A 25817-nucleotide genomic window follows, 5' to 3' on the forward strand; every position below is an offset into this window, starting at 1 on the left:
CCGCGGCCCGCAAAGCTTGAGAGCTACTGCTGCGGAACGATGCTGACGGTCTTGCGACCGCGCTTGGTGCCGAACAGGACCGCACCGGCGGACAGCGCGAACAGCGTGTCGTCGCCGCCACGGCCGACCAGGTCGCCGGGGTGGAACTTGGTGCCGCGCTGCCGGATGAGGATCTCACCGGCGCTGACAACCTGACCACCGAAGCGCTTCACGCCGAGTCGCTGGGCCGCGGAATCACGACCGTTACGCGAGCTGGACGCACCCTTTTTGTGAGCCATTGGAGGACGACCTACTTCCCGCTGGAGATGCCGGTCACCTTGACCTGGGTCAGCGGCTGGCGGTGACCCTGGCGCTTGTGGTAGCCAGTCTTGTTCTTGAACTTGTGGATCTTGATCTTCGGGCCCTTGGTGTGCGCGGCAATCTCGCCGGACACCGCGACCTCGGCAAGCTTCGCCGCGTCGGTCACCAGGTCGTCACCGTCGACGAGGAGCACTGCGGTGAGCTTCACCGCGTCACCGGGAGCACCGGTGAGCTTCTCGACCTCGATCACGTCGCCCTCGGCGACCTTGTACTGCTTGCCGCCGGTCTTGACGATCGCGTACATCGGAGGCGGACTCCCTGTCGTTGAGGCTGCTGGCGGTCGTCCCCGCGGCGGCTCGCCGGGTAGCAGTGCACGGCGGCGCGGGCACACGGGAACTCGGCACACCAAAAGTGCGCCGCAGGCAAGAGTACGCCATCGCAGGCCCGGACCCCAAACCGGCCCGCCCTGGTCAGCGCGGGCAGAGCTGGTCGAGGCGCTGCTGGAGCCGATCCAGCTCGGTCTCGTCGATCGAATCGACGTCCGCGCCGAGCGCGGCGACCTCGGTGCCGATGTCGGTGAGCAGCGTCTTGAGCTGCGGGTCGGTGGCCCGGGCCGACTGTTCCCGCAGCGCGGTCCGCCAGCCGGCCAACGCGGCCTCGGCCCGCTCGCGGGCCGCCTCGGCGGCGGTGGTGTCCCCGGCGCCCACCGCGGCGAGCATCTGGCCCACCTCCGCCACGTACGTCTCGAGCGCGGTGACGCCGGCCTGCTGCGCGACGGCGCAGACCTGCGCGGCGCTGCCACCCACCGGCGTGCCGGTCGACCCCGCTGGTGTACCGGCCGACCCGCCCCCGGGCCCCGCCGTCGGGCCGGAACCCCCGGTGGCCGTGCCGGTCGGGCCTTCGCCGGGCCGGTCGGTGGAGCAACCCGCCCCGGCGGAGAGCGCGGCGACCAGCACAGTGACGGCGAGCAGACGACGCATCTTCTTCTCCTGACCGGGGGTGGCCGATCGCGGACCGGGGTGGCGGGACGGCGAGGTCCCTCCCCCGTCACTTTGCCGGGGAAGGGACCTCATCAAACACCGGGCCGGTCAGACCGGCCGGTCAGCTGCTCAGGGGCGGGTCCGTCGGCGGGCGCCACCCCGGCGGGAGCGACGCCGGCCCGCGCCACCCTCGGTGCTCTCCTCGTCGGCGTCGCCGTCGGCGAGCGCGTCCGGGTCGTCCGCGGCGGCCAGCCGGGCGGACTCGCCCCGCTGGCTGTCGGAGACCGCCGGCGCGGCTGCGGTGTCCGCCTCGTAGCGGGACAGGTCGTAGCCCATGGTGTCCACGTAGTCGGCGTCCGGCTCGGTGCCGGTGTCGCTCTCGACGACCTCGGCCACCGCCTTCTCGGCCGAGGCGCTCTTGCGCGCCCGACGGCGGGACGACGCGCTGCCCTGCTCGGCGGGCGGGGCGGCGGCGACCGACGAGGCGACCGCCTTGACCTTCTCCCCCGCCCCGTTGGCGCGTGGCTTCTCCGGCACCGGCTCGGTGTGGATGATGACGCCTCGGCCCTTGCAGCACTCGCAGGTCTCGCTGAACGCCTCCAGCAGGCCCGCGCCGATCCGCTTGCGGGTCATCTGCACCAGGCCGAGCGAGGTGATCTCGGTGACCTGGTGCTTGGTGCGGTCCCGGCCCAGGCACTCGGTGAGCCGGCGCAGCACCAGCTCACGGTTCGACTCCAGCACCATGTCGATGAAGTCGATCACCACGATGCCGCCGATGTCGCGCAGCCGGAGCTGGCGGACGATCTCCTCCGCCGCTTCCAGGTTGTTACGGGTGACCGTCTCCTCCAGGTTGCCCCCGGAGCCGGTGTACTTGCCGGTGTTGACGTCGACGACCGTCATGGCCTCGGTACGGTCGATCACCAGCGAGCCGCCGGAGGGCAGGAAGACCTTGCGGTCCAGGCCCTTGATGATCTGCTCGTCGATCCGGTACTCGGAGAACACGTCACTCGTGCCGACGTGCCGGCGCACCCGGTCGACCAGGTCCGGGGAGACGTGCGACAGGTACGACTCGACAATGTCGTACGACTGCTCGCCCTCGATCACCAGCTCGCGGAAGTCCTCGTTGAAGAGGTCCCGGACCACCCGGATGACCAGGTCGGGCTCCTCGTAGAGCAGCACCGGCGCGCCGCCCTCGGCGGCCTTGGCCTGGATGTCCTCCCACTGGGCCTGGAGGCGCTTGACGTCGCGGGCCAGCTCGTCCTCGCTGGCGCCCTCGGCGGCCGTCCGGACGATCACGCCCGCGCCGTCCGGGACGAGCTTCTTGAGCACGTCGCGGAGCCGCTTGCGCTCGGTGTCCGGGAGCTTCCGGCTGATCCCGGAGGCGTTGCCGTTGGGCACGTAGACCAGGTGCCGGCCGGAGAGCGCGATGTGGCTGGTCAGCCGGGCGCCCTTGTGCCCGATCGGGTCCTTGGTGACCTGGACCAGCACCGAGTCGCCGGAACGCAGCGCCTGCTCGATCGAGCGGGCACGCCCCTCCAGGCCGGAGGTGTCCCAGTTGACCTCGCCGGCGTACAGCACCGCGTTGCGGCCCCGGCCGACGTCCACGAACGCCGCCTCCATGCTGGGCAGCACGTTCTGCACCTTGCCCAGGTACACGTTGCCGGCCATGGTGCCGGAGGAGTTGCGGGTGACGTAGTGCTCGACCAGCACGCCGTCCTCCAGGACGGCGATCTGGGTCCGGTCACCGCGCTGACGCACGGCCATCACCCGGTCGACCGCCTCCCGGCGGGCCAGGAACTCCGACTCGCTGAGGATCGGCGGCCGGGTACGCCGCTGCTCCCGGCCGTCCCGGCGGCGCTGGCGCTTGGCCTCCAGCCGGGTCGAGCCCGACACGCCCTGCACCTCGTCGACGGTCCGGCGCGGCTCGCGGATCTTGACCACGGTCGGCACGCCGTCGTCGGCGGCACCCTCGGTGTCACCGGCACCGCGGCGGCGGCGACGCCGGCGGCGCCGGGTCAGCCCGTCCCCGCCCTCGGACTCCTCGTCCTCGTCGCCCTCGGCCTCGGCCTCGGCGGTCTCCTCCTCCTCGGCCTGCGCGGCCTCGTCGGACTCCTCGTCCTCGGCGTCGTCGGCACCGCCCTTGCCCCGGCCACGGCCACGGCGACCACGCCGGCGGCGGCGGCGCGCGGCGGCGCTGTCCTCGTCGTCCTCATCCACCTCGGCGGCCTCGTCGGCCTCCTCGGTCGGCTCCTCCTCGGCCTCAATTGCCTCGACCGGTTCCACCGGCTCGGCGTCGCGGCGACCGCGCCGCCGCCGGCGGGACGGCTCGGCGGCCTCCTCCGCGGCCGGCTCCTCGGCGAACGGAGCGGGCTCCGCCGGCCGGGTCACCGGCACGGCGTCCGGCTGCGGCGCCATGAACAGCACGGTGGGCGCGGAGAGCGCCGCCCGCCGGCGGCGGGTCCGCGGCTGCTCCGGCTCGATGATCTCGGCCGGCTCGATCGGCTCGTTGGCCAGACCGGCCACGGCCGCGCCCGGCGGCACCTCGCCGGAGCCCTCCTGCGCGCCGCTGGTCCGGGCCGGTTCGGCGGCGATCTCCGCCTCGTTCAGCTCGGCTTCGGCCTCGCGCAGGTCGGACTCCGCCGGCGTCTCGGCGACCGGCTCCTCGACAGCGGCGGGCTCTTCGGCGGCGGGAGGCTCCTCGACAGCGGCCGGCGTGGCCTTCTTCCGCCGGGTGCGGGTCACCTTGACCGGGGGGACCACCTCGGGCGTGGCCTCCTCGGCGGAGGCCGCGACCAGCGGCTCCTCGGCGGCCTTCTCCACCGGGGCGGCCTTGCGGCGGCGCCGGGGGGTCTTCGGTGGGGTGTCCAGGTCGCCGGAGATCGGGGCGAAGACCTCCGCCTGTGGCGACTCGCCAGCGCCGGCCCCACCGGTGGGCGCCTCGACCGGGGCCTCGGCCTGCTCCGGTTGGTTGAGTGGTGCCGCCCGACGACGGGTCGTCCGGGTACGCCGCGCGGGCGCGGCGGGCTCGGCGCTGTCCGCGCCGGCCGGGTCCAACGCGGCCGACCCGGCGGCGGTGGGGTTCGCGACGGCGGCGCCGTCGGCGGTGGTGCTCTGGTCAGCGGTGTCGCCGGCCGGCTGTGAACCGGTCCGTTCGCCGCCCTCGGGCTCGTTCTCGAGCATGGACGTTCTCCAGTTCTGGCTGCCCCGGGCGCGGGTGAGCGCTGCCACGCAGGGTCGCCGCAAAAGTGTTTCCGCCGGGCGCGCGTGGTGCGCGACCGCCGAAGTCTGCCTGCCAGAGCACTGACCGTCGGTCAGTGCCCAACGATGGCTGCCCCGTCGCGGTCCGCATCCAACGGATCCACGATCGCACCCTGCGCGGTCAGCGTGCCCTGAGCCAGCCGGGTCACCCTCGGCGAGACCGGCGGCTCCAGGTCGGCCACCACGCGGAGGCCGGAAAGGACGTCATCGGGCCGTACGGACGGGGTGACCTGCCGCACGACCAGTTCGAGTATCGCACACGGTACGGCCGGCGCCCCGGAAGGCGTCGGCGTCGGCGCGAGGACATCGATCGACATCACGGCCGCGCGGGCGTCGAAGGTACGCCGGCCCTGCTTGGTCATCCGCTCGACCAGCACCTCCTCGGCGGCGGTGAAGGCATCCACGGCGGCGCGCAGCACGGCGGGGTCGACCTCGGGCAGCTCGATGTGCCAGTACGACGCCTCGATCCGGTCCGGCAGGCTGCCCCCGACGGCGATCACGGCGTCCAGCACGTCCAGCCCGGGTGAAAGCGCGGCGTCCAGCGCGGCCCGCAGCGCCTCCGGGTCGACCGGCGCCTGGAGGCCGATCTCCAGGTACTCCGCCTCGCTGGCCACCCCGGTGGGTGCGGCGCTGGCGTAGGAGATCTTCGGGTGCGGGGTGAAGCCCTGGGAGTAGGCGATCGGCACGCCGGCCCGGCGCAGCGCCCGCTCGAAGGCCCGGGCGAAGTCCCGGTGCGAGGTGAACCGCAGCGGCCCGCGCTTGGCGTACCGGATGCGGACGCGCTGGACGACCGGCGCCTGCCCACCCTCCGGCTGTGGTTTCTTACTGATCGTCTCGCTCCTCGGAACTCAGCACCGGTGGGGCCGGGTCAGGCGGTGGGGGTTTTGAGGCCCTTCACGGGGGTCAGGGGCAGGAGCTTCTTGCCGGTGGGGCCGATCTGGATCTCGGTGTCCATCGAGGGGCAGACGCCGCAGTCGAAGCACGGGGTCCACCGGCAGTCGTCCTGCTCGAACTCGCTGAGCGAGTCCTGCCAGTCCTGCCAGAGCCAGTCCTTGTCCAGGCCCGAGTCCAGGTGGTCCCAGGGCAGGACCTCCAGCTCGTCGCGGTGCCGGGTGGTGTACCAGTCGAGGTCCACCCCGAACGCGGGCAGCGTCTCGGCCGCCGCGTCCACCCAGCGCTGGTACGAGAAGTGCTCGCTCCAACCGTCGAACCGGCCGCCGTTCTCCCACACCCTGCGGATCACCGAGCCGACCCGGCGGTCACCCCGGGAGAGCAGCCCCTCGATCAGCGACGGCTCGCCGTCGTGGTAGCGGTAGCCGATCGCCCGGCCCAGCGAGCGGTCCGAGTTGATCGCCTGCTTGAGGATCTTGAGCCGGTGGTCGATGACCTCCGGGCGCTCCATCGGGGCCCACTGGAACGGCGTGTGCGGCTTGGGCACGAACCCGCCGATGGAGACCGTGCAGCGGATGTCCTTGGAGCCGGTGGCGGCCCGACCGGCCTTGATCACCTCGTGGGCCATGTCCGCAATCTCGAGGACGTCCTCGTCGGTCTCGGTGGGCAGGCCGCACATGAAGTAGAGCTTCACCTGCCGCCAGCCGTTGGTGTACGCGGTCACCACGGTGCGGATCAGGTCTTCCTTCGACACCATCTTGTTGATGACCTTGCGGATCCGCTCCGACCCGCCCTCGGGGGCGAAGGTCAGGCCGGTACGCCGCCCGTTACGGGAAAGCTCCTGCGCGAGGTCGATGTTGAACGCGTCCACCCGGGTCGACGGCAGCGACAGCGAGACGTTGGTGCCCTCGTACTGCTGGGCCAGGCCCGAGCACATGTCGCCGATCTCGGAGTGGTCCGCCGAGGAGAGCGACAGCAGGCCCACCTCGTGGAAGCCGGAGAACTCCAGCCCCTCGCGCACCATCTGCCCGACCGTGGTGATCGACCGCTCGCGCACCGGCCGGGTGATCATGCCCGCCTGGCAGAACCGGCAGCCCCGGGTGCAGCCCCGGAAAATCTCCACCGCGTACCGCTCGTGCACCGTCTCGGCCAGCGGAACGAGGGGCTTCTTCGGGTACGGCCAGGCGTCCAGGTCCATCGTCGTGCGCTTGTGCACCCGGAACGGCACGGCCGCCCGGTTCGGCACGACCCGCTGGATCCGCCCGTCGGGGAGGTAGTCCACGTCGTAGAAGCGCGGCACGTAGACGCTCTCGGTGCGGGCCAGCCGCAGCAGCAGCTCGTCGCGGCCACCCGGGGAACCCTCCGCCTTCCACTCCCGGACGATCGCGGTGATCTCCAGGACCGCCTCCTCGCCGTCGCCGAGCACGGCGGCGTCGATGAAGTCGGCGATCGGCTCCGGGTTGAACGCGGCGTGCCCGCCGGCCACGATCACCGGGTCGGCGTCCGTGCGGTCGGCGGCCAGCATCGGGATACCGGCCAGGTCGATCGCGGTGAGCAGGTTGGTGTAGCCCAGCTCGGTGGAGAAGGAGATGCCGAACACGTCGAAGTCGCGCACCGGCCGGTGCGCGTCGACGGTGAACTGCGGCACGCCGTGCGTGCGCATCAGGTTCTCCAGGTCCGGCCAGACCGCGTACGTCCGCTCGGCGAGGGTGTCGGGCAGCTCGTTGAGCACCTCGTAGAGGATCTGCACGCCCTGGTTGGGCAGGCCCACCTCGTACGCGTCGGGATACATCAGCGCCCAGCGCACGGTCGCCGCGTCCCAGTCCTTGATCACCGCACCCAGCTCACCACCCACGTACTGGATGGGCTTCGAGACCTGCGGGAGCAGTGGCTCCAGCCGGGGCCAGACGGAATTGGTCGCGGCCGCGCGCGGCGTCGTGGACGGGGCACTCATGATGCCCAAGGGTACGCGCCCGCCCGGCGATGACCGCGCGCACGCCGCCCACGACGCCCCGAGGACCAGCGGTGGCGGTGAGCGCCGCCCCCGCCACGACGCCCGGTCGGCGACGGTGGCGGCACGGTACTAACCTCGGACCGGCGCGAGAGGAGATTGCCGCGATGCCGGAGCCCCAGCCGGGAGCAGGCCGTCCAGCCGACGGGAGCACCCCGGGCACGGAGCCGGACCGGGATCCGGCGGTCGCCGACGAGCCGACCTCCCGATCCGTACCGCCGGAGCAGCCGGACCCCTCGGACGAGCCGGAAGCACCGCACCAGCCGGACCCCTCGGACGAGCCGGAAGCACCGCACCGGCCACAACCACCGGACCAGCCGGATCCGCCGACCGAGCAGGCCGGCGGCGCCGACGCGGCCGAATCCCCGTCCGCCACGGCGGCCGACCTGCCCGCCACCGCGATCGACCTGCCCGGCACCGCAGCCGAATCGCCCGCCACGGCGGCCGAGTCCGCCGCCACCGACGCGGTCCCGCCGCCCCGGTGGAGTGGATCCGCGCCGGTACCGCCCCCGCTGCCGCGCCGGCGGGCCTGGGGCGAGTCGGCCGAGCCGACCCCGCCGCCGCCGCTGCCCGACGAGCCACCGGAGCACCGGACCCCGGTCGACCCGTGGGCCGGCGTGGACACCAGCGGCTGGGAGCTGTCGCACGTCGAGCTGCCCCCGCTGCCTCCGACACTGCCCTACCCGGCGCCGCCGGCGACCCGGCAGTGGTCCGGTCCACCCGCTCCCCCGGTCGGGTCGCACCCGGTGTCGCCACCCGCCGCGCCGCCGACAGCCGCCCGGCCCACCGTGCCGTCGCGTCCCACGCCGCCGGCCCGGCCGGTGTCGCCGCCCGCGCCGCCGAAGCAGCGCCGGGGCCGCCGATCCGCCGCGCCACCACCGGTGACGCCGCCGCCGGGATGGCAGGCGCCCAAGGGGTACGTGCCGGTCCCGGTCCGCCGGCGACGCCGCTGGCCGTGGCTGCTGCTGCTCACCCTGGCCTGCTGCTGCGGCTGCCCGGCCTACTACGGGTTCCCGATCTCGGCGCAGTACCCGGCCCGGGCGGCGCTGCCCGAGCAGGTGGCCGACCTGAGCCTGCGCCAGGACGACGGCAGCGCGAAGACCGCCCGGCAGTTGGAGAACGAGGTACGCCAGGAGCACTGGCTGGCCGAGGACACCTTCGCCGGCGTCTACGCCACCGCGGACGGCAAGCGCGTGACGGTCTTCGGCGGCACCGGCATCCGGTTGACCCCCGAGGCGGACGCGGACGCGGAGATCAGCCGGCTCAGCGAGCGCTACGCGCTGGACGCCCCCGAGACGGTGAAGACCGGAGTGCGGGGCCGGCACGAACGCTGCGCGGTCGGCCGGTCAGCCGACACCGACGTGGTGGTCTGCACCTCGGTCGACCACGGCAGCATCGCCACCGGGGTGTTCACCCGGCTCTCCGTCTCCGACAGCGCGGCCCTACTGGACACCCTGCGCGGCCAGATCGTCCAGCCCAAGCAGAGCTGAGGACCGTCAGGCGTCGCGGGTCGGGTCCGGGTGGGCGCGCGGCGGGGCGTAGCGGGGCACGTACTCCTGGCCGGTGAGCTTCTGGATCTCGCTCATCAGCTCGTCGGTCATCTGCCGCAGCGAGGTGCGGTCGTCCGGCCGGCCGGTGAAGTCCAGCGGCTTGCCGAACCGAACGGTGATCTTGGCGGTGCCGGGACGGGGCACCCGGGCGCCGATCGGCTGGGCCTTGTCCGTGCCGATCATGCCGACCGGGATGATCGGCACACCGGCGGAGATCGCCAGCCGGGCCGCGCCGGTCCGCCCCCGGTACAGCTTGCCGTCCGGTGAGCGGGTGCCCTCCGGATAGACCACCACCAGATCGCCACCCTTGAGCGCCGGGATGGCCGCGTCGAACGCGGACAGTGCCGCCCGCCCGCCGGCCCGCTCGACCGGGATCGCGCCCAGGCCGGTGAGGACGAACTTGGAGATCGCGCCCTTCACCCCGGTGCCCTTGAAGTACTCCGACTTTGCCCAGAAGGCCAGGTGCCGGGGCACCACCGTGCCGAGGAACAGCTCATCGGCCACCGAGAGATGGTTGCCGGCGAAGACCGCGCCGCCGGTGTCCGGCACGTGTTCCAGCCCCTCCACGGTCGGGCGGAACGCCAACCGCAGCGTGGGCGCCACGGTGAGCTTGCCGATGGTGTAGAGCAGGGGCACTGGTCCTCCGGCAGATCAGGTGCGAACAGGCGGTGTCACGGTAGCGGACGCCGCCACACCCCCCGGACGGAGGTGGCGAGGCGCCCGCGCCCCGGCGATGCTGCGGTTAGGAAGGGGCCCTTCCTCTACACGAGGCGTTAGGAAGGGCCCCTTCCTTACACGGTCATACCCTGCGCACGACGACCGTCACCCGGTCACCCTCGCCGACCTCGCCGGCGAAGCCGTCGAGGCCCTCGGCGAAGTCGACCGAGTCGGCCAGCACCTCCCCGGCGACGAAGTCGATGTACGCGGCCACCGCCGCGCGCACCTCCTCGGACGCCGACACCGACACCACGATCCGGTCCGAGACGTCGAGGTCGGCGTCCCGGCGCGCCTGCTGCACCACCCGGACCACGTCGCGGGCCAGCCCCTCGGCGGCCAGCTCCGGAGTGACCTCGGTGTCCAGCACCACCACGCCCTCACCGCCGGGCAGCGGCGCGGAGTGCTCGGCGTCGGCGGCGACCAGGCGCAGCTCGTACTCGCCCTCGGCCAGGGTGACACCCGCGGCCACCGGTGCGCCGTCGACCAGTTCCCAGTCGCCCGCCTTGACCGCCTTGATCACCTGCTGGACCTGCTTGCCGACCCGCGGGCCGAGCGCCCGGGGCACCACGGTCAGCACCTGCTCGCAGTAGTCGGACAGCTCCGCGCTGAACTCCACCGCCTTCACGTTGACCTCGTCGGCGACCAGGTCGGCGAACGGGCGCAGCTGCTCCGCCGCCGGCGAGGCCACGGTCAGCTTCGACAGCGGCAGCCGCACCCGCAGCCCCTTCGCCTTGCGCAGCGACAGCGCCGCCGAGGCGACCGCCCGGGTGGCGTCCATCGCGGCGACCAGCTCGTGGTCGGCCGGGAACTCGGTCGCCTCCGGCCAGTCGGTCAGGTGCACCGAGCGCTCCCCGGTCAGCCCGCGCCAGATCTCCTCCGCGGTCAGCGGCGCCAGCGGCGCCACCACCCGGCAGAGCGTCTCCAGCACCGTCCACAGGGTGTCGAAGGCGTTCGCGTCACCGGACCAGAACCGGTCCCGGGACCGGCGCACGTACCAGTTGGTCAGCGCGTCCAGGTAGGACCGGACGGTGGCGCAGGCGCCGGAGATGTCGTACGCCTCCATCTGCGCGCCGACCGTCGACACCAACTCGTTCGTCTTCGCCAGGATGTACCGGTCGAGCAGGTGCGTCGAGTCGGTGCGGCGCCGCGCCTGGTGCCCGTCGGCGTTGGCATACAACGAGAAGAAGTACCAGACGTTCCACAGCGGCAGCAGCACCTGCCGGACGGCGTCGCGGATGAGCGTCTCGGTGACCGCCATGTCACCGCCGCGCAGCACCGGCGAGGACATCAGCATCCAGCGCATCGCGTCCGAGCCATACGCGTCGAAGACGTGGTAGACGTCCGGGTAGTTGCGCAGGCTCTTGGACATCTTGCGCCCGTCCGAGCCGAGCAGGATGCCGTGGCTCAGGCAGTTGCGGAACGCCGGCCGGTCGAACAGCGCGGTGGCCAGCACGTGCATGGTGTAGAACCAGCCGCGGGTCTGCCCGATGTACTCGACGATGAAGTCGCCCGGGTAGTGGTGCTCGAACCAGTCCGCGTTCTCGAACGGGTAGTGCACCTGGGCGAACGGCATCGAGCCGGACTCGAACCAGCAGTCCAGCACCTCCGGCACCCGACGCATCATCGACTGGCCGGTCGGGTCGTCCGGGTTGGGGCGGACCAGCTCGTCCACCGCCGGCCGGTGCAGGTCGCTCAGGCGTACGCCGAAGTCCCGCTCGATGTCGGCCAGCGACCCGTAGACGTCCAGGCGCGGGTAGTTCGGGTCGTCGGACTTCCACACCGGGATCGGCGAGCCCCAGAACCGGTTCCGGCTGATCGACCAGTCCCGGGCGTTGGCCAGCCACTTGCCGAACGAGCCGTCCTTGATGTGCCCCGGCGTCCAGTTGATCTGCTGGTTCAGCTCGACCATCCGGTCCCGGAAACGGGTCACCGCCACGAACCACGACGACACCGCCTTGTAGACCAGCGGGGTCTCGCAGCGCCAGCAGTGCGGGTAGGAGTGGGTGTAGGTGTCCTGCTTGAGCACCACCCCCCGCTCCTTGAGCTCCCGGATCACCGGCTTGTTGACGTCGAACACCTGCTCGCCCTGGTACGGCGGGACCAACGCGGTGAACCGGGTGTGGTCGTCCACAGTGACGATGGTGGGGATGCCGGCGGCGTTGCAGACGTTCTGGTCGTCCTCACCGAAGGCCGGGGCCAGGTGCACGATCCCGGTGCCGTCCTCGGTGGTGACGAACTCCGCGCCGAGCACCTGGTAGGCGTTGCCCCCGGCCTGCTCGACGAGGAAGTCGTACAGCGGGGTGTAGCGGCGCCCGACCAGGTCACGGCCGTACACCGTGCCGACCTGCTCGTACCCCTCCAGCTCCTTGGCGTACGCGGCCAGCCGCGCCGCGCCGACGACGTAGCGCTGGCCACTGCGCTCCAGCACCGCGTACTCGATGTCCGGGCCGACGGCCAGCGCCAGGTTGGACGGCAGGGTCCACGGCGTGGTGGTCCAGACGCCCAGCTTGACCGACCCGCGTACCAGCTCCGGCGCGGACTCGTCGGGGGTCAGCCCGAACCACACGGACAGGGTCGGGTCGTGCCGGTCCCGGTAGACATCGTCCATCCGGGTCTCGGTGTTCGACAGTGGCGTCTCGCAGCGCCAGCAGTAGGCCAGCACCCGGAAGCCCTCGTAGATCAGACCCTTGTCGTGCAGGGTCTTGAAGGCCCACATGACGCTTTCCATGTAGTCCAGGTCGAGCGTCTTGTAGTCGTTGGCGAAGTCGACCCAGCGGGCCTGCCGGTTGATGTACCGCTCCCAGTCCTGGGTGAACTCCAGCACCGAGGTGCGGCAGGCCTCGTTGAACCGGGCCACGCCCAGGTCGATGATCTCCGCCTTGCTGGTGATGCCGAGCTGCTTCTCGGCCACCACCTCGGCGGGCAGGCCGTGGCAGTCCCAGCCGAAGCGCCGCTCGACGTGCCGGCCGCGCATGGTCTGGTAGCGCGGCACCACGTCCTTGACGTAGCCGGTGAAGAGGTGGCCGTAGTGCGGCAGGCCGTTGGCGAACGGCGGGCCGTCGTAGAAGACGTACTCGTTCTTGCCGTCGTCGCCGGCCGGGCGGGCCTCCACCGACGCCTCGAAGGTCTTGTCGGCCGTCCAGTGCTCCAGCACCCGGCGCTCGACCGCGGGCAGGTCCGGGCTCGCCGGGACACCGGCGGCGGTCGGGTCGTGCAACGGATAGACCATCGGGGGTCGCTCTCCTCGCAGCTCACTCATCGGTGGGTCTGCGAGGACGAACCTTCCGGGGTACGCCTCAATCGACGCTCCCCGGGTGGCCCGCGGTACCACCCCGCTTGGCGGTCAGGATCGACCGCCCGCTCATTGGCCGGCTGTGACGGGCCGGACCCGTCCGGTTCTACTGGGCCGGTTGCCCGGCTGTTCTTCCGGAGGCTCACCGGTGATGGCCGGGTCATCGCCTTACGGTGCTCAACGATACTCGACCCACCCACCGGCCCGCCGCCGAGTAATCCCGCCCGCCGGGCGCCCCCTAGGCTGGCCGGGTGATCCGGATCGAGCTGGACGAGCCGACGTTGACCCGCACCCGGATCGCGACCAGCCCGCTCTGGGAGGCCAAGTGCAGCCTCTACCTGCTCGACCGGTACCCGGACGAGGTGCCCTGGCCCTACACGGGCTGGGCCCGGCACGCCCGCCGGGCGCTCGCCGAGCTGCCCGACGCGGCCCCGCTGAAGCTCTACTCGGTCACCGGCCCGTGGTACCCGGACTTCCTCGGCCCGGTACCGCCCACCGCGAGCCCGACCCTCGCCGAGGAGCTGGCCGCGCTCCGGGCCACGCCGGCCTCGGTGATCGCCGAGCAGATCCCCCGCTACCACCGTCCCGATGACCTGCCGGGTTGGTTGCGCCCGTTCGTCACCGACCGGCAGGCGGCCCTGGACCGGCTCGCCGACGGCCTGCAGGCGTACTGGGACGCGGCGATCGCGCCCTGGTGGCCGGCGATGCGGGCGGCGCTGGACGAGGAGGTGCTGCACCGGGCGCGGGCGCTCGCCGCGCACGGCCCGGACGCGCTGCTGGCCGACCTGCACGAGCGGGTGCGCTGGGAACGGCCGGTGCTGACCCTGGTCAAGTCGTCCGAGGGCCAGTTCACCGCGGTCGACCAGCGGCTGCTGCTGATCCCGTTGATCTTCTCCCGAGGAGCGCTCACCTGCTCCACCGATCACTCCGAGATCCTCGCGGTCTCGTACCAGGCCCGGGGTTCGGTGCTGCTGGCCGACCGGCCGGCCACCGACAGGCCCGCGGCGGATCCGGCCACCGACCGGCTGGCGGTGCTGGTCGGGCGAGGGCGCGCACAGGTGTTGCGGGCGCTGACCCGACCGGCGACCACCGCCGGCCTCGCCGCGACCCTGGGGCTGGCCCCGAGCACCGTCTCGGAGCAACTCTCCGCCCTGCTCACCGCCGGCGTGGTGCACCGCCGCCGGGTGGGCCGGCGGGTGCTGTACGGCCTGGAACCGGCCGGCCTGGCCCTGGTGCAGTTGATCGGCGACGGGCCGGCGACCGCCTCGGCCTGAACATTCGGCCGGATCCGAATTCGTTTTTACCCGCCCCAGCCGCTCCTAGCCTCCGGGCCATGAGCGAACACGCGATCGAGGCGGTCGGGTTGCGCCGCACGTACCGCAGCCGGACCGGATGGTTACGACCACAGCGCCGGGAGGTGGAGGCGGTCCGCGGCGTCGACCTGACGGTCGGCCACGGGGAGCTGTTCGGCCTGCTCGGGCCGAACGGCGCGGGGAAGACCACCACCATCAAGCTGCTGAACACGCTGCTCATCCCGACCGCGGGCGAGGCCCGGATCGACGGCTTCGACGTGGTCCGGCAGACCCGCGAGGTACGGCGACGCATCGGGTACGTCTTCGGCGGTGACCGGGGTCTCTACGACCGGCTCTCCGCACGGGACAACCTGCGCTACTTCGCCGAGCTGTACGGCGTACCGGGGCGGGAGCAGAAGCGGCGGATCGCCGAGCTGTTCGAGCTGGTCCGGCTGACCGGGCGGGAGAACGACCGGGTGGAGGGCTACCCGCGGGGCATGCGGCAGCGGCTGCACATCGCCCGGGGCCTGCTGCACCGGCCGCGGGTGCTCTTCCTCGACGAGCCGTCGATCGGGGTGGACCCGGTGGCGGCCCGGGAGCTGCGGCAGACCGTGGCCGACCTCGCCGCCACCGGCACCACCGTGCTGCTCACCACGCACTACATGGCCGAGGCGGACGAGCTGTGCGGGCGGATCGCGGTGATCGCGAACGGCACGATCCAGGCCCTCGGCACTCCCGCCGAGTTGCGGCACCACGCCGACGGCCGGCAGGTGCTGGAGGTGGAGGCGTACGGGGTGGCTGACGGCCAGCTCGCCCTGATCCACGCCCTGCCGGGCGTACGCGAGGCGAGCGTGGTCGTCACCGGTGCGGCGCAGATGCTGACCGTGCAGTCCGACGCGGGAGTGGACGTGCAGGCGGACGTGTTGCGCGCGCTGGACGGGGTCCGGCTGGGCCGGGTCACCGCCCGGCAGCCCACCCTGGAGGACGCGTACGTGGCGATCGTGAACCGGGTCGACGCGCAGACCCGCCCGGTCGAGGCGGTGGCGGCGTGAGGACGTCGCGGATGATCGCGGTCGGGGCGCTCCTGCACGCCAAGCAGCTCAGCCGGTCGCCGTTCGAGATCGCCACCGCGCTGATCGTGCCGGTGGTGCAGGCGACCCTGGCCGTCCACCTGTTCCGGGCCGGCGGCGACCCGGGCCGGCTGCTGGAGGCCGCGGTCGGGGCCGGGCTGATGGGCATCTGGTCGTCGGTGCTGTTCGGTTCGGGTGGCGCCATCCAGAACCAGCGCTGGCAGGGCACCCTGGAAATGATCATGTTGGCGCCCCGGCCGCCGGCCCTGGTGGTGCTGCCGATCACGCTGGCCACCGCGCTCACCGGCACGTACGCCATGCTCGCCACACTGGCCTGGGGCCGGCTGCTGTACGGCATTCCGCTGGCCTTCGTCCACCCGCTGGCGTTCGCGGTCGCGGTACCCGGCTGCATCATCGGGCTCGGCATGTTCGGGCTGTTGCTCGCCTCCACGTTCGTCCTGCTGCGTAACGCCAACGCGCTGACCAACACGCTGGAGTACCCGATCTGGCTGGTCTCCGGGATGCTCGTGCCGATCACCGCGCTGCCCGGCTGGACCGGCCCGATCGCCGCCGTGCTGCCCACCACCTGGGGAGCGCGGGCGGTCCGCGAGGCGGCCACCGGCAGCGGGCCGGTCTGGCCGTCGCTCGGCGTCTGCCTGGCGATCAGCCTGGCCTGCCTGGCGCTCGGCGCGATCATGATGACCCACGTCGAGCGGCGGGCCCGCGCGGCGGCCACCCTCGCCCTGGCCTGAGGAGGCGACGATGCCCGCACTGCTCCGCCTGATCGGCATCGGTGGCGTGATCGCCTACCGTGCCCTGTTCAACTGGACCACCCCGGCGATGTTCGTCGGCACGCTGCTCGTCGGCCCGCTGTTCCAGCTGCTGTTCTTCGCCTACCTGGGCCGGCAGCTCGGCGTCGCCGACGACGGCTTCTACATCACCGGCAACGCCGTGCTGGCGGCCTCGGTGGCCTGCGTGTTCGGCGGCACGATGGCCGTCTCCAACGAGCGGCGCTTCGGCACGCTCGGGCACGTGCTGCTCTCACCGCGCAGCCGCACCGCGGTCTTCCTCGGCCGGGTCCTGCCGTACGCGGCGAACGGCCTGCTGATCGCGGTCACCACACTGACCGCGGCGTCGCTGCTGCTCGGCCTCCGAGTGCCGGTCGACGCACTGCCGGGACTGCTGCTGGCCCTGGCGGTCGCGGCGCTCGCCTGCGGCTTCTTCGGCCTGACCCTGGGCGCGATCGGGCTGCGCTTTCGCGACGTCTGGTTGGTATCGAACGTCTCGGTGGCGCTGCTGCTCCTGCTCACCGGCGTCAACGTGCCCGCCGCCGGGCTGCCCGCCTGGATGCGCGTCATCGGCGAGCTGCTACCGATCACCCACGCCGCCGAGGCGGCCCGCCGGTTGGTCGCCGGCGAGAGCTTCCGAGCTGCCGCACCCCAACTCGCCGCCGAGCTCGCCGTCGGCGCCGCCTACGCCGTCCTCGCCGCACTCCTGCTCAAGCTCTTCGAAGCCGAGTCCCGCCGCCGAGCCTCCCTAGACACCCTCTAACCCGCTCCACCCCACCCACCCCACCCCCCCGGCCCCGGCCCCCCACCCCGTTGATCATGAAGTTGTTGCCCGTCGCCACGGCGAGTCGTGACAACAACTTCATGATCAACTGCGGAGACCGGTCTAGCGGCCGGACATGACCGCGAGCGGCGGTACGGGTGACGCGGGCCGGAACGCCGGTTGTCCGGTCGGCATGAGCGGAGTCACACCCACCGCTGTCACGGCACACCCCGGCCGGTCCGTCGTGAGGGTGTCGAACCGATCAGGGGAGGTAGTCATGCAGCGGATGAACCCGGGCGAGGTGGCGCCGAAGGCGTACCAGGCCGTCATGGGGTTGGAGAAGTACGTCCAGTCGAACGTCGACCACACCGTGCTGGAGCTGATCAAGCTGCGGGCGTCGATGCTCAACGGGTGCGCGTACTGCGTGGACCTGCACAGCCGCGACGCGCTCGCCAGCGGCGAGTCGAACCGGCGGCTGTTCGCGGTGGCCACCTGGCGGGAGGCGCCGTTCTTCGACGAGCGGGAGCGGACCGCACTGGCGCTCACCGACGCGGTCACGCGGCTCGGCGAGCACGGTGTCTCGGATGAGGTGTGGGACGCCGCCGCGAAGGTCTGGTCGGAGAAGGAACTGGCCGACCTCGTCATGGCGATTGCCACAATCAACGTGTGGAATCGGATCGGGGTGACCCTGCGGTTGGAGCCTCCGGCGCAGGTGTGAGGACCGAGGCGGCAGACGCGGCCGGTGCGCTCCAGGCGCACCGGCCGATGCTGCTCGGGCTCGCCTACCGGCTGCTCGGCAGCCGGCACGACGCGGAGGACGTGCTCCAGGAGACGTACCTGCGCTGGCTCGGCGTGGACCGGTCGACGGTGGCCGAGCCCCGCCGCTACCTGTCCCGGGTGGTCACCCGCCTTTCGCTGGACCGGCTGCGCGTCCGGCAGGCGGCGCGTGAGACGTACGTCGGGACGTGGCTGCCCGAGCCGGTGGGGACCGCGCCCTCGCCGTTCGGGCCGTTGGACCGCGCGGAGCTGCGCGACTCGCTGTCCGCCGCGCTGCTGCACGTGCTGGAACGGCTCACCCCGCCCGAGCGCGCGGTGTACGTCCTGCACACCGCCTTCGACCTGCCGTACGCCGAGATCGCCGAGATCCTCGATCGGACCCCCGAGGACTGCCGGCAACTGCACCACCGGGCCACCGCCCGGGTGCGACAGGAGCAGCGCCGCTTCACCGCCAGCCGGGCCGAGCGGGAACGTCTGCTGGACGCGTTCCTGGCCGCCGCCCGGGACGGTGACCTGGCGACGCTCACCGACCTGGTCGCGGCGGACGCCACGGCGTGGAACGACGGCGGCGGTCGGGTACGCGCCGCCCGCAACCCCGTCACCGGTGCAGACCGGGTCGCCCGGTTCTTCGCCGGGATCTACGGCCGGGCCCGTGAGTGGACGATGCGCCGGGTGGAGCTGAACGGGGAACCCGCCGCCCTGATGACCGGTGCGGACGGCAGCCGGCACACCTTGACCGTCAGCGCGGCCGACGGTCGGATCACCGGCGTCTACGTGGTCGGCAACCCGGAGAAGCTGCCACCGGTCGACTGAGCGCCGGCGGCGCGGCTCAGCCCAGCTCGGGGAACCAGAGCGCGATCTCGCGCTTGGCGCTGTCCGGCGAGTCGGAGGCGTGCACCAGGTTCTCCCGGTTGGACAGCGACAGGTCGCCCCGGATGGTGCCGGCGGCGGCCTTGCGCCCGTCGGTCGCGCCGACCAGCCCGCGGACCACGTCGATGACCTGGTCGCCGGAGAGCACCAGGGCGACCAGCGGACCGCCGGTCATGAAGCCCTTCAGCGGCGGGTAGAACGCCTTGTCGACGTGCTCCGCGTAGTGCTCGTCGGCGAGCGCCGCGTCCATCGTCCGGTGCGCCATCGCGTCGATCCGCAGCCCCTTGCGCTCGAAGCGGGAGAGGACCTCGCCGACCAGGCCGCGGCGAACCGCGTCGGGCTTGATCAGAACGAGGCTGCGCTCATCCGGACTGTTGCTGGACACGCTGGGTTCCTCCTGTACGCGCTGAACGCTCGGGATCGGTACGGTCAGCCTAGCGACCCGGTCCCGGCGCCGGCGCGGCGGCCGGTCTTTCCCCCGGTGGCCGATCCGGCCTAGCCTGACCCTGACCCCGGGAGGTCCACTGTGGCGAATGGCGGGAATCGAACCATCGCGCCGGTACGCAAGTTGATCGGCACGGTGCTGGGCACCGTGGCCACGTTCGTCGTCCTCTTCGGGCTGGGCATGATGAGCTGGGCCATCGTGGCGCTCGGGGTCGCCCTGCTGGTGCTGGCGATCGCGTTGGCCACCGTGCGCGGCGGTGGCCGCACCTGGGTGGTCGGTGTCGGGCACGTGCACAGCGCGTCCGAACCACCCACCCAGTACGCGTTCGGCCGCTGTGAGCTGCAACTGGTGATCGACGCCCCCGGTCTGCCGCCCCGGTCCAAGAAGATCATCGAACCGCGGGTGCCGGTCTCCAAGTGGCCGTCGCTGGGCCAGACCCTGCCGATCCGGGTCGCGCTGGACGATCAGCGGCACGTCAAGGTCCTCTGGGACGAGATACCCACCCACGCCGAGACCGCCGCGGCCGTCGCCGACCTGCCACCCGAGTTCGCCGACGCCGAGGCCCTGGACGAGGTGCTGATCCAGCAGGACGCCCCGCCGTGGGCCGACCGTGCGCCGGACGACGACTTCCGCGACCCGCTCGGCGATCCGTTTCGCGACCCACCCGGCCCGGACCCGCTCCGTGACGACCCGGGCGTCGCGCCCCCCGAGGAACGCGAGCCGGTGGTGGTGCACCAGAGCCCCGGCGGCCCGGTGGTGCTGGAGGGCGTCGTGGTCGAGCAGACGGCCGGCGGCCAGTCGGCCGGCGGCGGGCTGCCCCGCCGGGCCACGCCCGCGCCGCGCCCGCCCGCCGAAGAGCGCTTCGACCAGCCGGAGGCCGCCCCACCCGCCGAGGATCGCTTCGACCCGCCCACCGCACAGCGCTTCGACCCACCTCCGGCGCAGCGGTCCGCTCCGGGCATGACGGACCCCCTGGACCCGCTCGACCTGCCGCTGGACGATCCCACCCCGCCCGGCGCCGCGCGCGAGACCGTCACCGCCGAGGAACTGGACGAGGCGATCTTCGGATACGACACGGAGGCCGCCGCCGACCCGACCGCACCGATCAGCGGGGTCGGCCTCACGCTGCTGGTCACCGACCTGTCCCGGTCGCTCGGCTTCTATCGCGACGTGCTCGGCTTCACCGAGGTCGACCAGGGCGCCGGCAACGCCGTGCTCGCCTCCGGCACGACCCGCCTGGTGCTGCGTGAGGTGACCGGGGCGGCACCGATCAGCCGCCGGCTGGTGCACGTCAACCTTGAGGTGGACGACATCGAGGCGGCGTACGGGCGGCTGCGTGGGTCCGGTCTGCGCTTCACGTACGCGCCCCGCGTCGTCAACCGGGGCACCAGGCTGGAGGTGTGGGCGGCGGCGTTCCGTGACCCGGACGGCCACGGCATCGCCCTCACCCAGTGGCGCGAACGCGCCGACGCCTGACCGCGAGCGCGAGGCGGTCCAGGTCGGCCGTCAGCCGAGGATGACCCTGCGGACGTGCAGCGCGTACGCCCAGACCAGCGCGAAGATGACGCCCAGCGCGAACAGCGACCAGTGCAGCAGGCCGGCCAGCAGCAGCAGACCCTGGACCACGGTGCCGGCGTGCCACGCCCACGGGCGGCGCATCATGCCGGCGAGCAGGATGGCGACCACCGCCAGGGCCACCACCGCGGCGATCGCGGCCCCGCCCAGGTCACCGCCGACCACGCGGATCGGCTGGATGGCCAGCACCAGCACCAGCGCCTCCAGGCTGAGGGTCCCGGCGCCCAGGCCGCGTACCGCCCGTTCCGGGTTGCGCAGCCCGGACCGCCGGGGCTGCTCGCCCGAGGGCTGCTCGCCCGGCGACCCGATCGTGGGCTGGTCCGCTGGTGAATGCTCGGTGCTGCGGCGGTCCCGCTCCGGGCCGGTCATCGCTTCAGCAGCCGACGGGCGTCGGCCACCGTCACCACCGACCCGGTGATCAGCACCCCGACCCCGCTGAGTTCACCCGGGACCTCCTCCTCGGCCAGTGCCACCGCCACCTCGATCGCGTCCGGCATCTCCTCGGCCACCTCGACCCGCTCCTCGCCGAAGATCTCGACGGCCAGCGCGGCGAGTTCCGCCGTCGGCATCGCCCGCGGCGAGCTGTTGCGGGTGACCACCACCAGGTCGACGACCGGCTCCAGCAGCTCCAACAGGCTGGGCGCGTCCTTGTCGGCGAGCACGCCGACGACCGCCACCAGCTTGCTGAAGGCGAACTCCTCCTGCAACGCGGTGACGGTGGCGGCCATCCCGTGCGGGTTGTGCGCGCCGTCCAACAGCACGGTCGGGGCATTCCGGACCCGCTCCAGGCGACCCGGGGAGCTGGCCGTGGCGAAGCCCTCCCGGACCGCCTCAATGTCCAGCTGCCGCGTGGTCCCGGCGCCCAGGAACGCCTCCACCGCGGCGAGCGCCACCGCGGCGTTCTGCGCCTGGTGCGCGCCGTGCAGGGGGATGAACACGTCGTCGTAGGTGCCGCCGAGCCCCTGGAGGGTGAGCACCTGGCCGCCGACCGCGATGGCCCGACTCAGCACGCCGAACTCGGCGCCTTCGCGGGCGATGGTCGCGCCCACCTCGGCGCAGCGTTCGAGGAGCGGACGCGCCGCCTCCTCCTCCTGCGCCGCCGCGATCACGGTGGCGCCCGGGTGGATGATGCCGGCCTTGGCGAGCGCGATGTCCTGGAGCGTGTCGCCGAGCCACTCGGTGTGATCCAGGCCGATTGGAGTGATCACGCAGACGCCGGCCTGGATGACGTTGGTCGCGTCCTCGGCGCCGCCGAGGCCCACCTCGACCACCGCGATGTCGACCGGCGCGTCGGCGAACGTGGCGAACGCCAGCGCGGTGGTCATGTCGAAGTACGTCAGCGGCTCGTCCGAGCCCGCGTCGACCAGCTCCGCCAGTGGCCGGATCTCCCGGTACACCGCGGCGAACCGCTCCTCGCTGACCGGCTCGCCGTCCAGGCTGATCCGCTCCCGGACGGTCTCCAGGTGCGGGCTGGTGTACCGGCCGGTGTGCAGCCCGAACGCCCGGAGCAGCGAGTCGATCATTCGCGCGGTGGAGGTCTTGCCGTTGGTGCCGGTCAGGTGGATCGCCGGGTACGCCCGCTGAGGGCTGCCGAGCAGGTCGAGCAGCGACTCGATCCGGTCCAGCTCGAAGACCATGCGGGTGAAGCCGCGGGCGGCCAGCTCGGCCTCGACGGCGGCGAAATCGGTACGGTCGGTCACGAGGGAAGCGTCTCCAGAGCAGCGTCGATCCGGACCAGGTCGGCCTCGGCGGTCGCCAGCCGGTCGCGGATCTTCGCGACGACGGGCTCGGGGGCCTTGCCGACGAAGGCCGGGTTGTCGAGCTTCGCCCGAGCCTGCGCGACCTCCTTCTCGGCCGCGGCGCGGTCCTTGGTCAGGCGGGCCCGCTCGGCGGCCACGTCGATCGACCCCCGGGTGTCCAACGCGACACCGACCGCCCCGGGCATGGCCAGCGTGGCGCTGGCCTGGAAGGCGTCGCCGGCCGGGTCCAGTCGGACCAGTGAGCGGATCAACGGCTCGTGGGCCGCGATGCCGGCCCCCGCCAACCCGTCCAGCCGGGCGGCCACCCGCTGGGTCGGGCGCAACCCCTGGTCGGAACGGAACCGGCGGATCTCGGTGACCACCCGCTGCACGCTGACCAGCTCCGCCTCGGCGGCGTCGTCGATCAGTGAACGGTCGGCCACCGGCCAGGCCGCGGTCTGCACCGTCTCACCACCGGTCAGCGCGAGCCACAGCTCCTCGGTGACGAACGGGATGACCGGGTGCAGCAACCGCAGCAGCTGGTCCAGCACGTGCCCGAGCACCCGGCGGGTGGTCTCGGCCCGCTCGCCGCCCTCGGCGAGCACCGGCTTGCTCAGCTCGACGTACCAGTCGCAGACGTCGTCCCAGGCGAAGTGGTAGAGCAGGTCACACACCTTCGCGAACTCGTACGCCTCGAACTGCTCGTCGACCTCCGCGGTGACGTGCGCGAGCCGGGACAGGATCCACCGGTCGACGGTGGAGAGCTGCTCGGCCGCGGGCAGGTCGCCCGCGGTGTGCGCGCCGTTCATCAGCGCGAACCGGGTGGCGTTCCAGAGCTTGTTGCAGAAGTTGCGCGAGCCCTGGCACCAGTCCTCGCTGACCGGGACGTCCTGGCCGGGGTTGGCACCGCGGGCCAGGGTGAACCGGGTGGCGTCGGCGCCGAACCGGTCGATCCAGTCCAGCGGGTCGACCACGTTGCCGAACGACTTGGACATCTTCTTGCCGTGCTCGTCGCGGACCATGCCGTGCAGGGCCACCACGTCGAACGGCTGCTGGCCGTCCATCGCGTACAGGCCGAACATCATCATCCGGGCGACCCAGAAGAAGAGGATGTCGTAGCCGGTGACCAGGACGCTGGTCGGGTAGAACTTGGCCAGGTCCGGGGTCTGCTCCGGCCAGCCGAGGGTCGAGAACGGCCAGAGCGCGCTGGAGAACCAGGTGTCCAGCACGTCCTCGTCCTGGTGCCAGCCCTCCCCCGTCGGCGGCTGCTCGCCGGGGCCGACGCAGACGATCTCGCCCTGCGGGCCATACCAGACCGGAATCCGGTGCCCCCACCACAGCTGCCGGGAGATGCACCAGTCGTGCATGTTGTCGACCCACGCGAAGTAGCGCTTCGCCAGCTCGGCCGGCTCGATGCGGACCCGGCCGTCGCGGACCGCGTCGCCGGCGGCCTGGGCCAGGGGCGCGGTGTTGACGAACCACTGCAACGACAGCCGCGGCTCGACGGTCGTCTTGCACCGTGAGCAGTGCCCGACCGCGTGCACGTACGGCCGCTTCTCGGACACGATCCGGCCCTGCTCGCGCAGCGCGGCCACGATCGCGGGACGTGCCTCGAAGCGGTCCAGCCCCTCGAACGGGCCGGGCACGGTGATCACGCCGCGCTCGTCCATCACGGTCAGCGCGGGCAGGTCGTGGCGCTGGCCGATCTCGAAGTCGTTCGGGTCGTGCCCCGGGGTCACCTTCACCATGCCGGTGCCGAACGACGGGTCGACGTGCGCGTCGGCGACGATCGGGATGCGGCGCCCGGTCAGCGGCAGCTCGACCTCGGTGCCGATGAGGTGCTGGTAGCGCTCGTCATCCGGGTGCACCGCGACGGCGGTGTCACCCAGCATCGTCTCGGCGCGGGTGGTGGCGACCACGACCTCGTCGCTGTACCGGATGGAGATCAGCTCACCATCGTCGTCGGTGTGCTCGACCTCGATGTCGGAGAGCGCGGTCAGGCAGCGTGGGCACCAGTTGATGATCCGGTTGGCCCGGTAGATCAGGCCCTCGTCGAAGAGCTTCTTGAAGATCGTCTGGACGGCGCGGGTCAGGCCCGCGTCCATGGTGAAGCGCTCACGGTCCCAGTCGACCGAGTCGCCGAGGCGTCGCATCTGGCCGAGGATCGCCCCGCCGGATTCGGCCTTCCACTGCCAGACCCGCTCGACGAACTTCTCCCGCCCGAGGTCGTGCCGGGAGAGGCCTTCGCCGGCGAGCTGACGCTCGACCAGGTTCTGGGTGGCGATGCCGGCGTGGTCCATGCCGGGCAGCCAGAGCGCCTCGAAGCCCTGCATCCGCTTACGCCGGGTCAACGCGTCCATCAGCGTGTGCTCGAACGCGTGGCCCATGTGCAGGGAGCCGGTGACGTTCGGCGGCGGGATGACGATGGTGAACGGAGGCTTGTCGCTGTCGGCGGAGGCCCGGAAGTGCCCGGCGGCTACCCACTGCTCGTACCGTCGCTGCTCTACCTCGGCGGGCTGGTACTGGCCGGCCAGGGTGGGGGCGTCGGGGCGTCGGGCATCGAGTCTGTCGGTCACCCGTGAAAGTCTACGGAGGGCTTCCGCGGACCTGACGTGCGCCACCTGCCATTCGCGTACGGTGTCGGCTATGTCCGACGCACATCTCACTGAGCGCCCGCTCGACGACGGTCGCGAGCCGGTGGAGCTGACCGAGGAGCCGATCCAGCTGAGCACCCGCGATCCGGGGGGTGACCCCGACGAGCGGCGTGGCGGGTGGTCCCGGCGGCGCCGCGTCGGCTGGGCGGTCGCGCTGGTCGTCGGCCTGGCCGGTGCGGGTGTGCTGGGCGCCGGCGGCTGGCGGGTGGTTCAGCAGAAGGACACCCGGCTGACCTCGCCGGACCGGGCGGCGGGCCTGACCCGGGACGACAGCGAACGCGCGAAGAGCACGGCGGACTACCTGCGCAGCGGCCTGGCCGCGAACATCGAGCTGGACCGCAGTTTCGGCACGGTCTACCGCGATCAGGCCGACGACAAGCGGTCGGTGCTCATCTTCGGGGGCACCACCCTGCTCTGGCAGCCGGAGCGGGACCTGGACAGTCTCTTCGGCCTGATGTCCGACGAAACCGGCAGGGTGACCGGCCTGCGCGAGGTGTCCGCGGGCGAGCTCGGCGGCGTGATGAAGTGCGGCAACACCAGCGGCGAGGGCGGTGACTTCGCGGTGTGTGGCTGGGCGGACCACGGCAGCGTGGTGATGGCGATGTTCCCGGGGCGGTCGGTCACCGACGCCGGCGGCCTGCTCCGCAACCTGCGCGCCGGCATGCAGACCCGGGGCTGAAACCTGAGCCGGCGTCCCACGCCGGCTGAGGTCTTTCGGGGTATGGAAATGCGTCAGGGCCACCCCTTGAAGGGGTGGCCCTGACCAATGTTTGTCCGGCGGCGTCCTACTCTCCCACACCCTCACGAGTGCAGTACCATCGGCGCTGGAGGGCTTAGCTTCCGGG

General features: G+C 72.4%; 21 protein-coding genes. 9 read left to right on the plus strand and 12 right to left on the minus strand.

The window, feature by feature from the left end; all coding sequences use genetic code 11:
- Positions 1-23 precede the first annotated feature (23 nt).
- The 6 genes from rpmA to ABZU69_RS19015 all read right to left on the minus strand — a co-directional run bounded on the left by rpmA (position 24) and on the right by ABZU69_RS19015 (position 7383).
- Positions 24-278: a 50S ribosomal protein L27 gene (gene rpmA / locus ABZU69_RS18990; protein ID WP_074313740.1), complete on the minus strand. Its 255-nt coding sequence runs from the start codon at positions 276-278 to the stop codon at positions 24-26.
- An 11-nt stretch (positions 279-289) separates the two neighbouring features.
- Positions 290-604, minus strand: coding sequence for a 50S ribosomal protein L21 (gene rplU, locus ABZU69_RS18995; protein WP_074313742.1), 315 nt, complete (start codon positions 602-604; stop codon positions 290-292).
- A gap of 166 nt (positions 605-770) precedes the next feature.
- On the minus strand, positions 771-1280 hold the full coding sequence (locus ABZU69_RS19000) for a hypothetical protein (RefSeq protein WP_354965628.1): 510 nt from the start codon (positions 1278-1280) through the stop codon (positions 771-773).
- 129 nt (positions 1281-1409) lie between these two features.
- Entirely contained in the window at positions 1410-4460 is a 3051-nt protein-coding gene (locus ABZU69_RS19005; protein WP_354965629.1) for an Rne/Rng family ribonuclease, read from the minus strand.
- 131 nt (positions 4461-4591) lie between these two features.
- Entirely contained in the window at positions 4592-5311 is a 720-nt protein-coding gene (locus ABZU69_RS19010) for a TIGR03936 family radical SAM-associated protein (protein ID WP_354965662.1), read from the minus strand.
- A 95-nt stretch (positions 5312-5406) separates the two neighbouring features.
- Complete coding sequence (locus tag ABZU69_RS19015) at positions 5407-7383, minus strand: TIGR03960 family B12-binding radical SAM protein (RefSeq protein ID WP_354965630.1); 1977 nt, start codon at positions 7381-7383, stop codon at positions 5407-5409.
- Between the two features lie 164 nt (positions 7384-7547).
- On the opposite strand from ABZU69_RS19015, the gene ABZU69_RS19020 reads away from it, so the two are divergent.
- Positions 7548-8930, plus strand: a complete 1383-nt coding sequence (locus ABZU69_RS19020) for a hypothetical protein (protein WP_354965631.1) — start codon at positions 7548-7550, stop codon at positions 8928-8930.
- Positions 8931-8936: 6 nt separating this feature from the next.
- Here ABZU69_RS19020 and ABZU69_RS19025 read toward each other — a convergent pair whose 3' ends face one another.
- Together ABZU69_RS19025 and ileS are read right to left on the minus strand one after the other, a co-directional pair.
- Positions 8937-9626, minus strand: coding sequence for a lysophospholipid acyltransferase family protein (locus tag ABZU69_RS19025; protein WP_354965632.1), 690 nt, complete (start codon positions 9624-9626; stop codon positions 8937-8939).
- A 163-nt stretch (positions 9627-9789) separates the two neighbouring features.
- Positions 9790-12936: an isoleucine--tRNA ligase gene (ileS, locus tag ABZU69_RS19030; RefSeq protein WP_354965633.1), complete on the minus strand. Its 3147-nt coding sequence runs from the start codon at positions 12934-12936 to the stop codon at positions 9790-9792.
- Positions 12937-13250: 314 nt separating this feature from the next.
- On the opposite strand from ileS, the gene ABZU69_RS19035 reads away from it, so the two are divergent.
- From ABZU69_RS19035 to sigJ, 6 genes are all read left to right on the plus strand, one after another.
- Positions 13251-14273: an ArsR family transcriptional regulator gene (locus ABZU69_RS19035; protein ID WP_354965634.1), complete on the plus strand. Its 1023-nt coding sequence runs from the start codon at positions 13251-13253 to the stop codon at positions 14271-14273.
- A gap of 59 nt (positions 14274-14332) precedes the next feature.
- Entirely contained in the window at positions 14333-15343 is a 1011-nt protein-coding gene (locus ABZU69_RS19040; protein ID WP_354965635.1) for an ABC transporter ATP-binding protein, read from the plus strand.
- 11 nt (positions 15344-15354) lie between these two features.
- Positions 15355-16113 carry an ABC transporter permease gene (locus tag ABZU69_RS19045; protein WP_354965636.1) on the plus strand — a complete coding sequence of 253 codons (759 nt, stop codon included), beginning with the start codon at positions 15355-15357 and terminating at the stop codon, positions 16111-16113.
- Between the two features lie 10 nt (positions 16114-16123).
- Entirely contained in the window at positions 16124-16912 is a 789-nt protein-coding gene (locus tag ABZU69_RS19050) for an ABC transporter permease (protein WP_354965637.1), read from the plus strand.
- 277 nt (positions 16913-17189) lie between these two features.
- Positions 17190-17630, plus strand: a complete 441-nt coding sequence (locus ABZU69_RS19055; protein WP_354965638.1) for a carboxymuconolactone decarboxylase family protein — start codon at positions 17190-17192, stop codon at positions 17628-17630.
- Entirely contained in the window at positions 17627-18502 is an 876-nt protein-coding gene (gene sigJ / locus ABZU69_RS19060; RefSeq protein WP_354965639.1) for an RNA polymerase sigma factor SigJ, read from the plus strand. The genes ABZU69_RS19055 and sigJ overlap by 4 nt, the downstream gene beginning before the upstream one ends.
- 16 nt (positions 18503-18518) lie before the next feature.
- Here sigJ and ndk read toward each other — a convergent pair whose 3' ends face one another.
- On the minus strand, positions 18519-18944 hold the full coding sequence (gene ndk / locus ABZU69_RS19065; protein ID WP_354965640.1) for a nucleoside-diphosphate kinase: 426 nt from the start codon (positions 18942-18944) through the stop codon (positions 18519-18521).
- A 141-nt stretch (positions 18945-19085) separates the two neighbouring features.
- Here ndk and ABZU69_RS19070 point away from each other — a divergent pair, with 141 nt between their 5' ends.
- Complete coding sequence (locus ABZU69_RS19070) at positions 19086-20480, plus strand: VOC family protein (RefSeq protein WP_354965641.1); 1395 nt, start codon at positions 19086-19088, stop codon at positions 20478-20480.
- Between the two features lie 30 nt (positions 20481-20510).
- Here the strand turns inward: ABZU69_RS19070 and ABZU69_RS19075 are convergent, their stop codons facing one another.
- From ABZU69_RS19075 to ABZU69_RS19085, 3 genes are read right to left on the minus strand one after another with little or no spacing between them, the layout of a single operon-like run.
- Positions 20511-20948, minus strand: a complete 438-nt coding sequence (locus ABZU69_RS19075; protein ID WP_354965642.1) for a DUF4233 domain-containing protein — start codon at positions 20946-20948, stop codon at positions 20511-20513.
- Positions 20945-22279, minus strand: a complete 1335-nt coding sequence (locus tag ABZU69_RS19080) for a folylpolyglutamate synthase/dihydrofolate synthase family protein (RefSeq protein ID WP_354965643.1) — start codon at positions 22277-22279, stop codon at positions 20945-20947. The genes ABZU69_RS19075 and ABZU69_RS19080 overlap by 4 nt, the downstream gene beginning before the upstream one ends.
- A complete protein-coding gene (locus ABZU69_RS19085) occupies positions 22276-24894 on the minus strand; it encodes a valine--tRNA ligase (RefSeq protein WP_354965644.1) in 2619 nt (872 codons plus the stop codon). The genes ABZU69_RS19080 and ABZU69_RS19085 overlap by 4 nt, the downstream gene beginning before the upstream one ends.
- A gap of 70 nt (positions 24895-24964) precedes the next feature.
- Between ABZU69_RS19085 and ABZU69_RS19090 the strand changes: the two genes are divergently transcribed.
- Complete coding sequence (locus ABZU69_RS19090) at positions 24965-25651, plus strand: hypothetical protein (RefSeq protein WP_354965645.1); 687 nt, start codon at positions 24965-24967, stop codon at positions 25649-25651.
- Positions 25652-25817: the final 166 nt, after the last annotated feature.

Origin of the sequence: Micromonospora sp. NPDC005206 (genome assembly GCF_040608175.1) — a bacterium.
Lineage (GTDB): Bacteria > Actinomycetota > Actinomycetes > Mycobacteriales > Micromonosporaceae > Micromonospora.